The sequence below is a fragment of the Streptomyces sp. GL_140 genome (assembly GCF_057834465.1).
Map to the genome: position 1 here is coordinate 7,260,579 of NZ_CM174404.1, position 15,079 is coordinate 7,275,657.

The following is a 15,079-nucleotide window of genomic DNA, read 5'->3' on the forward strand; positions in this document are numbered from 1 at the left end:
GCGGACCGCCACCGGCCGTGCGACCCGGCCCGGTGTCCGCGTTTCGTAAGGTGTCGAATCGCCCGCGCGGGGCCCGGCAGCGCTCTGATGGAGGGCATGACGCCCCCCGCTCCCGAGCCGCCCGAAACGCCCGTGCCGCCCCCCGCTTCCGGTCCGCCCGCCAACGCCGGGGCGCGCGGAAGGCTCGCTCTCCCGAGGCTCGCGCTCCCGCCGGTGCGGCCGCCCGCCTTCTCCGGCCGCCTCCACGACGCCCGTACCGCGACCTCCATCGGCCGCTGGCTGGGCGCGGCTTTTTTCGTCTGCTTCGTGACCGGCCTGATCAGCCACTACCTCCAGCACCCGCCCGGCTGGGCCGCCGATCTACTGCCCAGCCGGCCGGTCTGGGGCTACCGGCTCAGCCAGGGCCTGCACATCGCGAGCGGGCTCGCCGCGATCGTGCTGCTGCTGGTGAAACTGTGGACGGTCTACCCGCGGCTGTTCGCGTGGCCGCCGGTGCGCGGCGTGCTGCACGCGCTGGAACGGCTGTCTGTGGCCGTCCTGGTGGCCTCCGCCGTGCTGGAGGTGTTCACCGGTCTCCTCAACATCGCCGAGTGGTACCCGTGGCCCTTCGGCTTCATCCAGACCCACTTCGCCCTGGCCTGGGTGGTGACGGGCTCGTTGCTCCTGCACATCGCCGTCAAAGCCCCCGAGATCAAAGCGCATTGGAGCCGCCGCTCGCCCGGCACGCTCGAACTGCCCGCCCAGGACGGCCCCGACCGCCGCTCCCTGATGCTCGGCGTCGGCGCGGCCGTCGGCGCCGTCACCCTCACCACCGTCGGACAGGCCTTCACCCCGCTGAAGAGCCTGGACCTGCTCGCGCCCCGGCACCCCGACCACGGACCGCAGGGACTCCCGGTCAACCGGACGGCGGCGGCCGCCGGGATCACGGAGCGGGCGGTACGGGACTGGCGGCTGGAGGTGCGCGGACCGGCCCCGTACAGCCTGACGCTCGATCAACTCCGGGCCCTGCCCAGGGTGCGGTCGCGGCTGCCGATCGCCTGCGTGGAGGGCTGGAGCGTCGAGGCCGCCTGGAGCGGGGTCCGGATCAGCGACCTCCTGGCCCGCGCCGGGGCCCGCCCCGGAGCGGGGCTGCGCGTCACTTCGCTGGAGAGGTCCGGCTCGTACCGGGTGATGGAGATGGGCCGCGACTACGCCGAGGACCCGCTGACCCTGCTCGCGCTGGAACTGAACGGGCAGGTCCTGACCGTCGACCACGGCTACCCGGCGCGCATCATCGCGCCGAACCGCCCCGGTGTCCTGCAGACCAAGTGGGTCACCCTGCTGGAGGTGCTTTGAACACCATGCGATGGCTGCGCTGGATCCTGGGCGGGTGCGGCCTCCTGCTGATCGCGATCGGCGGCCGGCTGCTTTCGGTGCTGCCCGACCCCCTCGACGTCATGGTGTGGCTGGGCGGCGCGCTCGTCCTGCACGACGGGATCATCGCGCCGCTGGTCCTGGTGGCCGGACTGGCGGTCGCCGCGGTGCCCGCGCGGGGCGTCGTACGGGGGGCCCTGCTGACGGCGGGCGTGCTCGTACTGGTCACCCTGCCCCTGCTGCTGCGGCCGGGAACGCCGCCGAACCCGTCGGCGCTGCCGCTGCCGTACGGGCGGAACCTGCTGATCGTGCTCGCCGTGGTGGCGGCGGCCGCCGTGGTGGTGGCGCTGGTGGGGCGGCGCGGGCGGGCGCGGGCCGGGGAGCGCAGGCCGTCCCGCTGACGGCCTAGGGGTGCAGGTGGGTGCGCTGCCCGTCGTGGTCGAGGATGCACAGGATCTCGGCGGGCCCGCCGATCGCCCCGAAGGCGTGCGGGACCATCGTGGAGAACTCCGCCGCCTCGCCCGCCTCGACCCGGATGTTCCGGTCGCCCAGCAGCAGTTCGACGGTGCCCGACAGCACGGTGAACCAGTCCTTGCCCGGATGGACGCGCAGCGGTTCGGTGTCCCGCGGCGGGGCCGGCTTGGTGAGCCGCATCTTGGCCACGGTCGTGCCGTGCGGACCGGCCTCGCGGGACAGCAGCCAGCTGGTCACCCCCCGGGTCTCGTCGCGGTGCGGCCTGATCACCACGTCCTCGTCGGTGGCGGACTCCACCAGCTGATCGAGGGTGGCGCCCAGGGCCCGGGCGATCGGGCTCAGCTGGTCGAGGCTGATCCGGCGGTGGCCGGTCTCGATGCGGCTGAGGGTGGACGGGCTGAGGTAGCAGCGGGCGGCCAGGTCGTCGAGCGACCATCCCTTGGCCAGCCGCAGGCTCCGGATCCGCTTGCGGACGAGGGTGTCGATTTCGCTGTCTTGCGTCATACGCAAGATGGTATGCGATTGGCGCAAACCGCTCGTAGGGTTGAAGGCATGAACACGGACCAGCACCAGCTCCGGCAGCACCAGCACGGGGACCACCACCAGGGCCACGACCACGACCACGACCACGGAAAGGGCCACGGCCCCGCCGCGGAGGCGGCCCTCGCCGAGATGCTCGACCTCGACGCCGAGGTCCTGCACGACTACCTCACCGGAGCCGTCGGCCTGGTCCACGAGCTCACCGCGGGGGACCCGCCCGTCCGCCGGATCCTCGACGTGGGCAGCGGCACCGGTACGGGCACCTTCGCCCTCCTCCGGCAGTTCGAAGGGGCCGAGGCGACCACCCTCGACATCTCCGCCGGAATGCTGGAGCACCTGGGGAACAAGGCCCGCGCCCTCGGCCTCGCCGACCGCGTCCACCCGGTACGCGCCGACCTGGACGCGGCCTGGCCGGCCGTCGGCCCCGCCGACCTGGTGTGGGCTTCCACCTCCCTGCACCACATGGCCGACCCCGGCCGGGCCCTCGCCGAGATCCACGCCGCGCTGCGCCCCGGCGGCCTCCTCGCGGTGGCCGAGTTCGACACCCTCCCGCGCTTCCTCCCCGAGGACCTCGGCACAGGGCGACCCGGACTGGAGGAGCGCGCCCATGCCGTCCTGGACGCGGCCAAGTCCGAGGACGTGCCGCACCTCGGCTCCGACTGGGCGGCCCTGCTGACCGCGGCCGGATTCACCATCGAGGCCGAGCGGCTGTTCACCGTGGAGCTGACGGACCCGCTGCCCGCAGCCGCCGGCCGCTACGCGCAGAGCACCCTGCGCCGCGTCCGCGACCACGCCGTCGGCGGCCTCGACGCCCAGGACCGGGCCGTCTTCGCCGCGCTCCTCGACGGCGAGGGCCCCGAAGCCCTGCCGCACCGCACCGATCTCCGCATCAGCGCACAGCGCACCGTGTGGGTGGCCCGCAGGCCTTGAACGGACGCGGGGTTCCCCCCGACCGTCGGGGCCCCGCAAGGCCTGCAAGCCCTGCAATCCCCACCGGGCCTACGCGGCCCCGCCAGACCGGGTGAGCACCGTGAAGGCCCGGCCCGCCGCCGTCCAGTGCCCGCCGGGGATCCAGCCTGCGGCCGCGGCGTGCCGGGCCAGGGCCGCGGCGTCGACCCGGGCCCAGCGGAACGGGGCGCCGAGGCCGCCGCGGCCGTCGGCCACGCGGACTTCGCAGCGCTCGTCCACCTCGACCTCGGCCTCCGCCTCGGCGCACTCCACGATCAGGGACCCCGTCACCGCCAGCACCTCGGCCATCCGCCGCAGCAGCGCCGTCGGGTCGCCGCCGATGCCGATGTTGCCGTCGATCAGCAGGCCCGTGTCCCAACGCCCTTCGCCCGGCAGGGAGTCGAAGACCGACCGGTGCAGTGCCGTGCCGCCCGAGCGGGCGGTACGGGCCACCGCCTCCGGGCTGACGTCGATGCCCAGCGCCCGGTGTCCCCGGGCCGCCAGTGCCGACACCAGCCTTCCGGGGCCGCAGCCGATGTCGATGGCGGCGCCCCGGCAGCGCCGCAGCACCGTGAGGTCCGCCCGGTCGGGTGCCTCGCACCAGCGCTCCACGTCCAGCGGGAGCAGCCAGCCGTCGCCCCGCCGCAGGTAGAGCGGGCCGCGGCCGCTGCGCAAGGCCGCGGTGTAGGGGTCGGCGGACCAGGCCTTGGCGGCGGTGGCCCCGGCCGGGGTGACCGGGGTGGCCGCGCCCGGCTCCGTAGCGGGGGCGAGCGTGCTCATCGGCGTACCGTCAGCCGCGCCGCGAACGAGCCGTGCGGCGCTTCGCCGGCGACCAGCCGGGCGTCCTCGGCGGTGTCCACGTCCCGCAGCACCGGCAGCCGCCCGATCCGCAGCCCGGCCGCGCGCAGCCGCTCGTACTGGACTGCGCCCGTCTCGGGCACCGACATCGGTACCCCGAGCAGCAGCGCCGGATCGGGAACGGCCAGTCCGAGCGCCCAGAACCCGCCGTCGACGGCCGGGCCGAACCACGCGTCGTACGCCGACCAGTCCACCTCCAGCAGCTCCGGCGTGACCTGCGGGGTGTCCATGCCGATCAGCAGGGCCGGTCCGGTGCACGCCTCGAAGGCGGCGGCGAGCCGCAGGTCCAGGGTTCCGGGCCGCTGCGCGATCACCTCGAAGCCGGGCGGCAGCCACGGTCCGGGCCGGCCTTCGAGGACCAGTACCCGGCGGGCCGCGGGGGTGCGGGCCACGGCGGCGAGGGTGTCGGCGAGGGCGGCCTCGGCCAGCTCCGCCGCCTCGGCGGGGGTGAACGGCGGGGTGAGCCGGGTCTTGACCCGGCCGGGCACGGGCTCCTTCGCGATCACCAGCAGCGTGGTCCGCGCGGAGTCGGCGGCGGCGTTCACCGGGCGCCTCCGGCAGTGGATCCGGCAGCGGGTGATTCGGCTGCAGGGCATCCGGCAGTGGAACCGGCGGGGGATCCGCCCGCCGGCCGGGCCGGGGGTTCCGCCAGTACGCGGCTCATGTCACGCACCGCCTGCCAGGTGCCCCGCCAGGTGCCGGTCACCTTCGACTTCCCCGACCTCGGCAGGTACGGCACGTCCACCTCCCGGATCCGCCAGCCCGCGTCGGCCGCCCGGACCACCATCTGGAGGGGGTAGCCGGAGCGCCGGTCCGACAGGTCCAGCCCCAGCAGCCGTTCCCGGCGCGCGGCCCGCATCGGGCCGAGGTCGCGCAGCCGCAACCCGGTCCGCCGCCGCAGCAGCCGGGCCAGCGCCAGGTTCCCGGCCCGTGCGTGCGCGGGCCAGGCGCCGCGCCCCTGCGGGCGGCGCCGGCCGAGCACCAGATCGCTCTCGCCGGCGGCGACGGCCGCCACGAAACCGGCCAGCAGCCCGGGATCCAGGGAGGCGTCGCAGTCGCAGAAGCAGACGATGTCGGCCTCCGCGGCGAGCAGTCCGGCGTGGCAGGCGGCGCCGAAACCGCGCCGGGACTCCTCCACCACGGTCGCGCCGAGCGACCGGGCGAGGTCGGCCGAGCCGTCCGTGGATCCGTTGTCCACGACCAGGGCCCGCCAGCCCGCCGGGATGCGGGCCAGGACCCAGGGCAGGGCCTCGGCCTCGTTCAGACAGGGAAGTACGACGTCTACCGTCATGGTTTCGCTCACGGTTTCACCGTATGAACCAGGGCCCCGCGAAAGGGCCGTGGAGTCCTTACGAAACGCGGACGTCCCCCCTGCGGCCCCGTCCGCGGCGCCGCGCCGGGCCGCCGGGTGGGAGGCTGGACGGTATGAACGGCAGTGGTGTGGAATCAGCCTCCGGCTCCTCCGGTCGGATCCTGGTCGTCGACGACGACCCGACGGTGGCCGAGGTGGTCATGGGCTACCTCCGGCGCGCCGGCTTCGAGGTGGAGACCGCAGCGGACGGCCCGGCCGCCCTGGCCTGCGCCGGCCGGGTCTGGCCGGACCTGGTCGTACTGGACCTCATGCTGCCGGGGCTCGACGGGCTGGAGGTGTGCCGAAGGCTGCGCGCGACCGGCCCGGTGCCGGTGATCATGCTGACCGCCCGCGGCGACGAGGACGACCGCATCGCCGGGCTGGAGCTGGGCGCCGACGACTACGTCACGAAGCCGTTCAGTCCGCGCGAACTGGTCCTGCGGGTCTCGTCCGTGCTGCGGCGAGGCGCGGCGGCCGCGGGGACTTCCGGTGCGGGCGGGGCTTCCGGGTCCGGATCGACGGCGGGCGCGGCGGGCGCGGCGGGCGCGGTGGGCGGCGTACGGGAGGACCGGCTGACGGGCGCCGGGATCACCCTGGACCCGGCCACTCACCGGGCGGCCAAGGACGGCCGCGAACTCGCGCTCACCGTCCGCGAGTTCGATCTGCTGGCGCACTTCCTGCGGCATCCCGGGCAGGCGCACGGGCGCGAGGAGCTGATGCGGGACGTGTGGGGGTGGGACTTCGGGGACCTGTCGACGGTGACCGTGCACGTACGCCGCCTGCGCGCCAAGATCGAGGACGACCCCGGGCAGCCCCGGCTGATCCAGACCGTGTGGGGCGTCGGCTACCGCTTCGAACCGGAGGGGGAGCCGGCATGAAGGACATACTGCTCATCGCCCTCTTCGCGTTCGGCGGCGCCGTCTGCGCGGGGGCGCTCGGCGCGCTCGTGCTGCGGCTGGTGCGGCACCGGTCGGTGGCGGTGTCCCTGACGGTGATCGCCGCGGTGACGGTGACGGCCATGCTGGCCGGGACGCTCGCCGTGGCCCAGGCGATGTTCCTCTCCGGGCACGACCTCGGGGTGGTCACCCTGGTACTGGCGATGGCGGCGGTGGTCTCGCTGGCGGTGGCGCTGCTGCTCGGCCGGTGGGTGGTGGCCCGCAGCCGGGAACTGTCGCTGGCCGCGCGGGACTTCGGCGAGGACGGCAGCTTCGCGGCGCCGCCGGGCCTGGCCACCGCCGAGCTGGCCGCACTCTCCCGGGAGCTGGCGGCCACCAGCGGGAAACTGGCCGCGTCCCGGGAGCGGGAGCGGGCCCTGGAGAAGTCGCGGCGGGAGCTGGTGGCCTGGATCTCCCACGACCTGCGGACGCCGCTGGCCGGACTGCGGGCCATGTCGGAGGCTCTGGAGGACGGCATGGCCGAGGACCCGGCGCGCTACCACCGGCAGATCCGGACCGAGGTGGACCGGCTGAACTCCATGGTCGGGGACCTGTTCGAACTCTCCCGCATCCACGCGGGTGCGCTGGCGCTGAGCCCGAGCCGGATGTCCGTGTACGACCTGGTGGGCGACGCGCTGTCCGGGGTGGACCCGCTGGCGCGGGAGCACGGGGTGCGGCTGGTGGGCGAAGCGGTGGACCGGGTGCCGGTGGAGGTGGACGGCAAGGAGATGACGAGGGTCCTGGCCAACCTGCTGATCAACGCGATCCGGCATACGCCGGCGGACGGAACGGTGGCCATCGCGGCCTCCCGGCGGGCGGGTTCGGTGGTCGTGTCCGTCACGGACGGCTGCGGCGGCATCCCTGCGGAGGACCTGCCGCGGGTCTTCGACACGGGGTGGCGGGGCACCTCGGCGCGGACGCCCGTGCCTTCGGCGGGGGCGGGGCTCGGGCTGGCGATCGTGCGGGGGATCGTGGAGGCGCATGCGGGGTTCGCGGAGGTACGGAACGTACCCGGGGGCTGCCGGTTCGAGGTGACGTTGCCGGCGCCGGGCTGAGGCCGAGGGGCCGGGTGCCAGGGGCCGTGGGCCCGTGCGGGCCGGCTGCCGGGGGCGCTGCCCCCGGACCCCCGCGCCTCAATCGCCGGCGAGGCTCGAATTGCGCTGCTCGGCGTGGGCGAATTCCGTCATGCCCGTCGTGAAGTCGATCCGGGGGCGCCAGCCCAGGTCCGTGCGCAGGCGCCGGGAGTCGGCCGTGATGTGGCGGACGTCGCCGAGGCGGAACTCGCCGGTGACCACCGGGAGCGGGCCGCCGTGGGCCAGGGCGAGGGCGGTGGCCATCTCGCCGACCGTGTGCGGGGTGCCGCTGCCCGCGTTGTACGGGGTGCAGGCGCCGAGCGGGGTCGGGGCCTCCAGGGCGAGGGCGTTGGCCTCGGCGATGTCCCCTACGTGCACGAAGTCCCGCCGCTGGCCGCCGTCCTCGTACACCTGCGGCGCCTCGCCCCGGGCCAGCGAGGAGCGGAAGAAGGAGGCCACCCCCGCGTACGGGGTGTCGCGCGGCATCCCCGGGCCGTACACGTTGTGGTAGCGCAGCGACACCGCCCGGCCGTCCACGCACCGGGCCCACGAGGCCGCCAGGTGTTCCTGCGTCAGTTTCGTCGTCGCGTACACGTTGCGGGGGTCGGTCGGGGCGTCCTCGGCCACCAGACCGGGCGTCAGCTCCGAGTCGCAGACGGGGCAGTGGGGTTCGAAGCGTCCGGCGGCCAGGTCCGCCGTGCGGCGCGGGCCCGGTCGCACGACACCGTGGCGGGGGCACTCGTAGCGGCCTTCCCCGTAGACCACCATCGAGCCGGCGAGGACCAGGTCCCGTACCCCCGTGTCGGCCATCGCGGCCAGGAGGACGGCCGTGCCGAGGTCGTTGTGGGAGACGTACTCGGGGGCGTCCGCGAAGTCCTTGCCGAGGCCGACCATCGCGGCCTGGTGGCAGACGGCGTCCACTCCGCGCAGGGCAGCCCGGACCGCCTCCGGGTCGCGGACGTCCGCCCGTACGAACTCGGCGTCGGCCGCCGGGGGTACGAGGTCCAGCACGACCGGATGGTGGCCGCGAAGACGCAGTGCGGTAACGATGTGCGAGCCGATGAACCCGGCTCCTCCTGTGACGAGTAGGCGCATGACTAGGACGCTACGGAGTCGCGGGGCGGGGCGGTGGCTCCCACGCGCTGACGTAAGACTTCCGTCAGCCCATTTCGTCACTTTCGGTGACATCAGGGAACGGTGGGTCGAGAGGTGTGGGTGTTTCAGGCGGGTTCGTTCCTGGTCCCTGTGAAGTGGCTTGACCGCGCCGTAAGCGGGGCATAAGTTCTGCCCCGGCTTGCTTCATCAGGACGGGCCGCGAACAGGTCTCTTGGGGGGACTCATGCACTACTACACCGATGTTCTGAAGAAGTACGTCGACTTCGCCGGCCGTGCGCGCCGCCAGGAGTACTGGATGTTCTTCCTCTTCAACCTGGCCGCGCTGATCATCGTCGCCATCATCGACAACGTCATCGGCACGTACCCGCTGCTCTACGGCATCTACGCGCTGGCCGTGTTCCTGCCGGGTCTGGGTGTCGGTGTCCGCCGCCTGCACGACACGGGCAAGTCGGGCTGGTGGATGCTCATCGCCCTGGTCCCGCTGATCGGTGGCATCTGGCTGATCGTCCTCATGGCGACCGAGGGTCAGCCGACCCCGAACCAGTACGGCCCGAGCCCCAAGGCCGTCCACGCCTGAGCAGGTCCGTGACCAGTAGTACCGAAGCGCCGTCCCTGGCTGGAAACAGCCGGTGGCGGCGCTTTCGCCGGTCCGGGGGCCCGGGGGCCGTCCCGCGGCGCCCCTCCCGCGCTCCTGTCACCGAACGTGACACGTGTCTCCTTCCGCCTTGAGCAGGGGGCTGTCCAGACCGGCCCGATCACGAGATATCTTGATGTCGAGCAATGTTGCAGACGAGAGACGCAGACTGTGGAGCGGAGCATCCGGTGACTGACTCGACCATCATCTACACGCACACTGACGAGGCCCCGGCCCTCGCGACGTATTCGTTCCTGCCTGTGATCCAGGCATACGCGTCGACGGCCGGTGTGAATGTCGAGACCCGTGACATCTCCCTGGCAGGTCGGATCATCGCCAGCTTCCCCGAGTACCTGGAAGAGGGCCAGCGCATCGCGGACGCCCTCGCCGAGCTCGGCGAACTGGCGAAGACCCCGGGCGCCAACATCATCAAGCTGCCCAACGTCTCGGCCTCGATCCCGCAGCTCAAGGCCGCGGTCGCCGAGCTCCAGGGCCAGGGCTACGCGCTCCCGGACTACCCGGACGACCCGAAGAGCGACGAGGAGCGCGAGAACCGCGCCCGCTACGACAAGATCAAGGGCAGCGCCGTCAACCCGGTCCTGCGCGAGGGCAACTCCGACCGCCGCGCCCCCGCCTCGGTCAAGAACTACGCCAAGGCGCACCCGCACCGCATGGGCGCCTGGACCTCCGAGTCGAAGACGAACGTCGCCACCATGGGCGCCGACGACTTCCGCTCCACCGAGAAGTCCGCCGTGATCGCCGAGGCCGGCACGCTCCGCATCGAGCACGTCGCCGCCGACGGCGCCGTCACCGTGCTGCGCGACTCCGTACCGGTACTCGCCGGTGAGGTCGTGGACGCGTCCGTCCTGCACGTCGACGAGCTGCGCACCTTCCTCAACAACCAGATCGAGCGCGCCAAGGCCGAGGGCGTCCTGTTCTCCGTGCACCTCAAGGCCACGATGATGAAGGTCTCCGACCCGATCATCTTCGGCCACGTGGTCCGCGCCTTCTTCCCGAAGACCTTCGCCCGCTACGGCGAGACCCTGGCCGCCGCCGGCCTCTCCCCGAACGACGGTCTCGGCACCATCCTGAACGGCCTGGGTGCGCTGCCCGACGCCGACGCGATCAAGGCCTCCTTCGAGGCCGAGATCGCCGAGGGCCCGGCCCTCGCGATGGTCGACTCCGACAAGGGCATCACCAACCTGCACGTGCCGTCCGACGTCATCGTCGACGCCTCGATGCCGGCCATGATCCGCACCTCCGGCCACATGTGGGGCCCGGACGGCGCCGAGGCCGACACGCTCGCCGTCCTCCCGGACAGCAGCTACGCCGGTGTCTACCAGGTCGTCATCGACGACTGCCGCGCGCACGGCGCGTACGACCCGTCCACGATGGGCTCGGTGCCGAACGTCGGCCTCATGGCCCAGAAGGCCGAGGAGTACGGCAGCCACGACAAGACCTTCGAGCTGGCCGCCGCGGGCACCGTCCGCGTCGTCGACGCCTCGGGTGCCACGGTCCTGGAGCAGGAGGTCGCCGCCGGTGACATCTTCCGCGCCTGCCAGACCAAGGACGCGCCGATCCAGGACTGGGTCAAGCTCGCCGTCACCCGCGCCCGCGCCACCGGCGTCCCGGCCGTCTTCTGGCTCGACGAGGGCCGCGCGCACGACGCGCAGCTGATCGCCAAGGTCAAGACGTACCTCGCCGAGCACGACACCGAGGGTCTGACCATCAAGATCCTGTCCCCGGTCGAGGCCACGGCCTACTCCCTGGAGCGGATCCGCCGCGGCGAGGACACCATCTCGGTGACCGGCAACGTGCTGCGCGACTACCTGACCGACCTCTTCCCGATCCTGGAGCTGGGCACCAGCGCCAAGATGCTGTCGGTCGTCCCGCTGATGAACGGCGGCGGCCTCTTCGAGACGGGCGCCGGCGGCTCCGCCCCGAAGCACGTGCAGCAGCTCGTCAAGGAGAACTACCTCCGCTGGGACTCGCTCGGCGAGTTCCTCGCGCTGGCCGTCTCCTTCGAGCACCTGGCCACCACCACCGGCAACGCCCGCGCCCAGGTCCTCGCGGACACCCTGGACCGTGCGACCGGCACCTTCCTCAACGAGGACAAGTCGCCGAGCCGCAAGCTGGGCGGCATCGACAACCGCGGCAGCCACTTCTACCTGGCGCTGTACTGGGCCCAGGAGCTGTCGCGCCAGACCGACGACCCGAAGCTGGCCGCCGCGTTCGACCCGCTCGCCAAGACCCTGGCCGAGTCGGAGGAGAAGATCGTCGCCGAGCTCATCGCGGTGCAGGGCTCCCCGGCCGACATCGGCGGCTACTACCAGCCCGACGCCGCCAAGGCCTCTGCGATCATGCGGCCGTCCGCGACGCTGAACCAGGCGCTCGCGATCCTCGGCTAGTCCCACTGCCGCGTCACGCGGCACCAGTCGAGGAACACCGCTCCAGCGGGTCCGCCCCGGCCGGCAGTCGCCGACCGGGGCGGAGTCGCGTCCGGGGCCGGCCCGGGGCGGGGCCAAGGGGCCGAGGGGCGGAAACCCGGTTGTGGCAGCGGCCCGGCACGGGCTAGTAAGGCCCAATGATCCAAGGCGAACTGGTCGGACTGCGCGCCCGGCACACCGACGACGTGGCCGTGCTCCACGCCGAGCTCTACGAGGACGTGGCCACGCGCTCGCGCGCCGACACGCGGCCCTGGCGGCCGGTGGGGGCGGTGAGCGGGCACTCCCCGTACGAGCCCCGCGAGCCCTCCGACGAGGTCGCCGTCTTCTCCGTCGTGGAGCGGGCCACAGGCGAACTGGCGGGCGAGGCCCTGCTCTGGTCCATCGACCCGCACAACCGCACCGCCCACCTCGGCATCTCGCTGCGCCCCGGCTGTCGCGGCCGGGGCCTGGGCGAGGACGTGGTGCGACTGCTGTGCCGCTACGGGTTCTCCGTGCGCGGGCTGCACCGGCTCCAGGTGGACACCCTGGCCGAGAACATCCCGGTGATCCGGGCTGCGACCGCGAACGGATTCGCCCTGGAGGGGACCCTGCGCGGGGCGGCCTGGGTGTGCGGGGAGTTCCTGGACGAGGTGGTGATGGGGCTGCTGGCCGAGGACTGGCGGGCCGGGCAGGGCGCGGAGCCCGGGCGGTAGGCCGCAGGCTCCGGGCGAGCCGCGGGCCGCGGGTTTCAGGCGGGCCGCAGACGTCGGGCGGGCCCAGGTCTCAGAGGCGGTGCACGCACTCGTGCGGGAAGCCCAGCGGATGGCGTCCGGCCGCCAGGATCCGCAGGCCCGGGGCCGCGCGCAGGAGGTCGTGCAGCCAGGCCAGCGTCTCGGACGCCAGGTGGTCGGAGCCGTCGAGGACGAGCAGCATGTCGCGCTCCGCCAGCCACGACGCCGCGTTCGCCGTGCCGCAAGGCAGGAACGGCATGCCCGGTACGCAACCCAGCGCGGCCGTCAGGTCGCGGACCCCGAAGCGGTGGTCCACGACGACCAGAGCCACCCCGTCGTAGAAGTTGGACGCGAGCCGTTCCCCGATCTCCCGCACCAGCAGGCCCCGGGGCTCCCGGAACCGTCCGGTGATGGTGACCACCCGGCCCCGCCGTACGGCGGTGAGCAGGCGGGAAAGCTCTGCGGATGTGGCCGGAACGGTGCCGGCGCCCGTAGAGTTGTTCATCGGCACGATGCCCCCCATGCATGCGTGACCATACGCGGCAAGAGGGTTGTTTCAGGCCGCATGGAGACGATTATGCGCCACATTCCCCGGAAGGCCAGGGGAATTCCCTATTCCGGTGAAAGGCCCGTGGCACCCGGTGATCGCAGCAGTTGTACAGGCGATGCGTCTTTGTACAGCGCGAGCTCATCGGGCCGCCGTCGGTGGGCAGTTGGCCGTGTGGTCGAATTTCCGTATTTCCCGTACTTCCCACACTTCCCGTGATGTACGCGCCAGGTGTCGGGCCCCTGGAGAATAGTTGTCCGGGGACCGGGAATCGGCTGTACTGCTGTGCGGCCCGATGTGCGGGCATATGCGGGGAGGACGTCACCATGGATGCGGACCAGCGACGGGCACGGCGCAGGCAGAGACCCGCGTCGCACCGGCGCCGTCCGGGCTTCAGGGGCCGCAGGCCCCTGCTGACCCTCTTCCTGTCCGCCTTCCTCCTCGTCGGCGTGTGCGCCGCCACCGGCATCGCCTGGGACCCGCTCACGGCCGCCGACCGGCTGGAGGGCTCCGGGGCGGCGAACCCGGTCGACATCCGGCCCGACGGCCCCGAGGGCGACGCCCCCTCCGGGGCCGCCGACCAGGGCGCACCCGCACCCGCGCAGTCCAGCCCCGCCGCCGGCGCGACGGACAAGCAAGACCCGACGGCCGGGGCGGGCACCGGAGCGCGCCCCGCCGGAGCTCTGCCCTTCGACCTGCCGCAACCGGCCGCACTGCGCTCGGGCTCCGCCGGCAAGAAGCTGGTCTTCGCCCACTACTTCACGCCGTACCCGCTCTCCCTCGACAACGCGAGCGCCGACGCCGACTACTACACCCGCAACTACCTGAACCCGGACGGAGAGGGCGGCAAGCACGAACGGTACGGCGGCCTGCTGCGCGACCGGCCGCTCCCGGTCCTGCCCAAGGACGGCAACTGGGAGCTCGCCAACCTCCAGCAGGAGGTGCGCACCGCGCGCGCCGCGGGCATCGACGGATTCACCCTCGACCTGCTCTCCCTCTCCGGGAAGAACTGGGAGCGCTGCGAGCTCCTGATGGAAGCGGCCCGTTCGGTGGACCCGGGCTTCAAGATCATGCTGATGCCGGACATGACCTCCCTGAAGGACGACGACCCCGGCGTGCTCGCGAACGCCCTCGCGGATCTGGGCAAGGCGCCCTCCGCGCACCGGCTCCCCGACGGACGCCTCGTGGTCTCGCCCTTCAAGGCGGAGGCGCGCAGCGCCGCCTGGTGGAGCCAGGTCATGGACCTCCTGAAGTCCCGGCACGGGATCCGCACCGCCCTGGTCCCGCTCTTCCTCGACTTCGACGGCAGCAACACCCAGTTCGCGCCCATCAGTTACGGGTTCTCCGAGTGGGGCAGCCGAAGCTACGTCGGCCAGCAGAGCTCCACGGGCGACGTCCGGCAGGCGCACGCCCTGGGCAAGGTCTGGATGCAGCCCGTGTCGGTCCAGGACGCCCGCCCCAACCAGGGGATCTACGACGAGGCGGGCAACACGGCAACCCTGCGCGCCACATGGACCCGCGCCATCGAGGACGGCGCCGACTGGGTCCAGCTCACCACCTGGAACGACTACAGCGAGGGCAGCCAGTTCGCCCCGTCCCTGCACAACGGATACGCCTACCTCGACCTGTGCTCGTACTACCTCACCAAGTTCAAGACGGACAGCTGGCCCGAGATCGTCCGCGACACCCTCTACCTGACCTCCCGCACCCAGTACGCCGCCGCCGGGCCGACCGGGGGCCAGTCTCTCGTGATGTCACTGCGCAAGGGCAGCGCCGCACCCCGGGACACGGTGGAGGTGCTGAGCTTCCTGTCGGAGCCCGCGAGCGTCCGTACGGCCGTCGGATCCGCCAAGGGCGCGTACGAGGCCCGGTCCGGGGTCCACTCCGAGCTGCTGGCGCTGAACCCGGGCACCAGCTCGGCGACGGTGGTGCGGGACGGGAAGGCCGGGGCGCGGGTGGAGCTGCTCTACCCCGTGGACCGCAAGGTGGACGTGCAGGACCTCCAGTACTACGCGGCCACCAGCGGCCGAAGCTAGGCCGGGCCGGAAGGCCCATGCCCCGGGACCTTCGTCACCCAATATGTAGTGGTTGTC

Annotated in this window: 15 protein-coding genes; 9 read left to right on the forward strand and 6 right to left on the reverse strand. The window is 72.9% G+C overall.

The genetic code is table 11. From position 1 onward, the window contains the following. The first annotated feature begins 96 nt into the window (after positions 1-96). On the forward strand, positions 97-1,335 hold the full coding sequence (locus AC3IYJ_RS33740; RefSeq protein WP_489398293.1) for a molybdopterin-dependent oxidoreductase: 1,239 nt from the start codon (positions 97-99) through the stop codon (positions 1,333-1,335). A 5-nt stretch (positions 1,336-1,340) separates the two neighbouring features. Next, positions 1,341-1,754, forward strand: a complete 414-nt coding sequence (locus AC3IYJ_RS33745; protein WP_489403016.1) for a hypothetical protein — start codon at positions 1,341-1,343, stop codon at positions 1,752-1,754. 4 nt (positions 1,755-1,758) lie between these two features. On the opposite strand, the gene AC3IYJ_RS33750 is transcribed toward AC3IYJ_RS33745, so the two are convergent. Then, a complete protein-coding gene (locus AC3IYJ_RS33750; RefSeq protein WP_489398294.1) occupies positions 1,759-2,331 on the reverse strand; it encodes an XRE family transcriptional regulator in 573 nt (190 codons plus the stop codon). A gap of 48 nt (positions 2,332-2,379) precedes the next feature. On the opposite strand from AC3IYJ_RS33750, the gene AC3IYJ_RS33755 reads away from it, so the two are divergent. Beyond that, positions 2,380-3,297, forward strand: a complete 918-nt coding sequence (locus tag AC3IYJ_RS33755; RefSeq protein ID WP_489398295.1) for a class I SAM-dependent methyltransferase — start codon at positions 2,380-2,382, stop codon at positions 3,295-3,297. 69 nt (positions 3,298-3,366) lie between these two features. Here the strand turns inward: AC3IYJ_RS33755 and AC3IYJ_RS33760 are convergent, their stop codons facing one another. The 3 genes from AC3IYJ_RS33760 to AC3IYJ_RS33770 are packed head-to-tail and all read right to left on the reverse strand — an operon-like array spanning position 3,367 to position 5,464. Further along, positions 3,367-4,095 carry a class I SAM-dependent methyltransferase gene (locus tag AC3IYJ_RS33760; protein WP_489398296.1) on the reverse strand — a complete coding sequence of 243 codons (729 nt, stop codon included), beginning with the start codon at positions 4,093-4,095 and terminating at the stop codon, positions 3,367-3,369. Continuing rightward, the gene (locus tag AC3IYJ_RS33765; RefSeq protein ID WP_489398297.1) at positions 4,092-4,718 is read right to left on the reverse strand and encodes a TIGR04282 family arsenosugar biosynthesis glycosyltransferase; all 627 of its coding nucleotides are present in this window, start codon (positions 4,716-4,718) and stop codon (positions 4,092-4,094) included. Before AC3IYJ_RS33765 ends, AC3IYJ_RS33760 begins: the two co-directional genes overlap by 4 nt. Beyond that, the gene (locus AC3IYJ_RS33770) at positions 4,715-5,464 is read right to left on the reverse strand and encodes a glycosyltransferase family 2 protein (RefSeq protein WP_489403017.1); all 750 of its coding nucleotides are present in this window, start codon (positions 5,462-5,464) and stop codon (positions 4,715-4,717) included. The genes AC3IYJ_RS33765 and AC3IYJ_RS33770 overlap by 4 nt, the downstream gene beginning before the upstream one ends. Before the next feature lie 134 nt (positions 5,465-5,598). Between AC3IYJ_RS33770 and AC3IYJ_RS33775 the strand changes: the two genes are divergently transcribed. Continuing rightward, the gene (locus AC3IYJ_RS33775) at positions 5,599-6,402 is read left to right on the forward strand and encodes a response regulator (RefSeq protein WP_489398298.1); all 804 of its coding nucleotides are present in this window, start codon (positions 5,599-5,601) and stop codon (positions 6,400-6,402) included. Continuing rightward, positions 6,399-7,514 (forward strand): sensor histidine kinase, encoded by a 1,116-nt coding sequence (locus tag AC3IYJ_RS33780; RefSeq protein WP_489398299.1) that lies wholly within the window; start codon positions 6,399-6,401, stop codon positions 7,512-7,514. The genes AC3IYJ_RS33775 and AC3IYJ_RS33780 overlap by 4 nt, the downstream gene beginning before the upstream one ends. A 78-nt stretch (positions 7,515-7,592) precedes the next feature. Here the strand turns inward: AC3IYJ_RS33780 and AC3IYJ_RS33785 are convergent, their stop codons facing one another. Further along, positions 7,593-8,627 (reverse strand): NAD-dependent epimerase/dehydratase family protein, encoded by a 1,035-nt coding sequence (locus tag AC3IYJ_RS33785; protein WP_489398300.1) that lies wholly within the window; start codon positions 8,625-8,627, stop codon positions 7,593-7,595. Between the two features lie 244 nt (positions 8,628-8,871). Here AC3IYJ_RS33785 and AC3IYJ_RS33790 point away from each other — a divergent pair, with 244 nt between their 5' ends. The 3 genes from AC3IYJ_RS33790 (at position 8,872) to AC3IYJ_RS33800 (ending at position 12,421) form a co-directional block, all read left to right on the forward strand. Then, entirely contained in the window at positions 8,872-9,225 is a 354-nt protein-coding gene (locus AC3IYJ_RS33790) for a DUF805 domain-containing protein (protein WP_489398301.1), read from the forward strand. A gap of 245 nt (positions 9,226-9,470) precedes the next feature. Then, the gene (locus tag AC3IYJ_RS33795) at positions 9,471-11,690 is read left to right on the forward strand and encodes an NADP-dependent isocitrate dehydrogenase (protein WP_489398302.1); all 2,220 of its coding nucleotides are present in this window, start codon (positions 9,471-9,473) and stop codon (positions 11,688-11,690) included. Positions 11,691-11,866: 176 nt separating this feature from the next. After that, positions 11,867-12,421 (forward strand): GNAT family N-acetyltransferase, encoded by a 555-nt coding sequence (locus AC3IYJ_RS33800; RefSeq protein WP_489398303.1) that lies wholly within the window; start codon positions 11,867-11,869, stop codon positions 12,419-12,421. A gap of 70 nt (positions 12,422-12,491) precedes the next feature. Here AC3IYJ_RS33800 and AC3IYJ_RS33805 read toward each other — a convergent pair whose 3' ends face one another. Continuing rightward, on the reverse strand, positions 12,492-12,962 hold the full coding sequence (locus AC3IYJ_RS33805; RefSeq protein WP_489398304.1) for a hypothetical protein: 471 nt from the start codon (positions 12,960-12,962) through the stop codon (positions 12,492-12,494). Between the two features lie 350 nt (positions 12,963-13,312). Between AC3IYJ_RS33805 and AC3IYJ_RS33810 the strand changes: the two genes are divergently transcribed. After that, complete coding sequence (locus tag AC3IYJ_RS33810) at positions 13,313-15,022, forward strand: glycoside hydrolase family 71 protein (protein ID WP_489398305.1); 1,710 nt, start codon at positions 13,313-13,315, stop codon at positions 15,020-15,022. Positions 15,023-15,079: the final 57 nt, after the last annotated feature.

Bases quoted from the DNA above. Each gene is read 5' to 3' on its own strand.
- AC3IYJ_RS33740 (WP_489398293.1), top strand. From the start codon at position 97: ATGACGCCCCCCGCTCCCGAGCCGCCCGAAACGCCCGTGCCGCCCCCC.
- AC3IYJ_RS33745 (WP_489403016.1), top strand. From the start codon at position 1,341: ATGCGATGGCTGCGCTGGATCCTGGGCGGGTGCGGCCTCCTGCTGATC.
- AC3IYJ_RS33750 (WP_489398294.1), bottom strand. From the start codon at position 2,331: ATGACGCAAGACAGCGAAATCGACACCCTCGTCCGCAAGCGGATCCGG.
- AC3IYJ_RS33755 (WP_489398295.1), top strand. From the start codon at position 2,380: ATGAACACGGACCAGCACCAGCTCCGGCAGCACCAGCACGGGGACCAC.
- AC3IYJ_RS33760 (WP_489398296.1), bottom strand. From the start codon at position 4,095: ATGAGCACGCTCGCCCCCGCTACGGAGCCGGGCGCGGCCACCCCGGTC.
- AC3IYJ_RS33770 (WP_489403017.1), bottom strand. From the start codon at position 5,464: ATGACGGTAGACGTCGTACTTCCCTGTCTGAACGAGGCCGAGGCCCTG.
- AC3IYJ_RS33775 (WP_489398298.1), top strand. From the start codon at position 5,599: ATGAACGGCAGTGGTGTGGAATCAGCCTCCGGCTCCTCCGGTCGGATC.
- AC3IYJ_RS33780 (WP_489398299.1), top strand. From the start codon at position 6,399: ATGAAGGACATACTGCTCATCGCCCTCTTCGCGTTCGGCGGCGCCGTC.
- AC3IYJ_RS33785 (WP_489398300.1), bottom strand. From the start codon at position 8,627: ATGCGCCTACTCGTCACAGGAGGAGCCGGGTTCATCGGCTCGCACATC.
- AC3IYJ_RS33790 (WP_489398301.1), top strand. From the start codon at position 8,872: ATGCACTACTACACCGATGTTCTGAAGAAGTACGTCGACTTCGCCGGC.
- AC3IYJ_RS33800 (WP_489398303.1), top strand. From the start codon at position 11,867: ATGATCCAAGGCGAACTGGTCGGACTGCGCGCCCGGCACACCGACGAC.
- AC3IYJ_RS33805 (WP_489398304.1), bottom strand. From the start codon at position 12,962: ATGGGGGGCATCGTGCCGATGAACAACTCTACGGGCGCCGGCACCGTT.
- AC3IYJ_RS33810 (WP_489398305.1), top strand. From the start codon at position 13,313: ATGGATGCGGACCAGCGACGGGCACGGCGCAGGCAGAGACCCGCGTCG.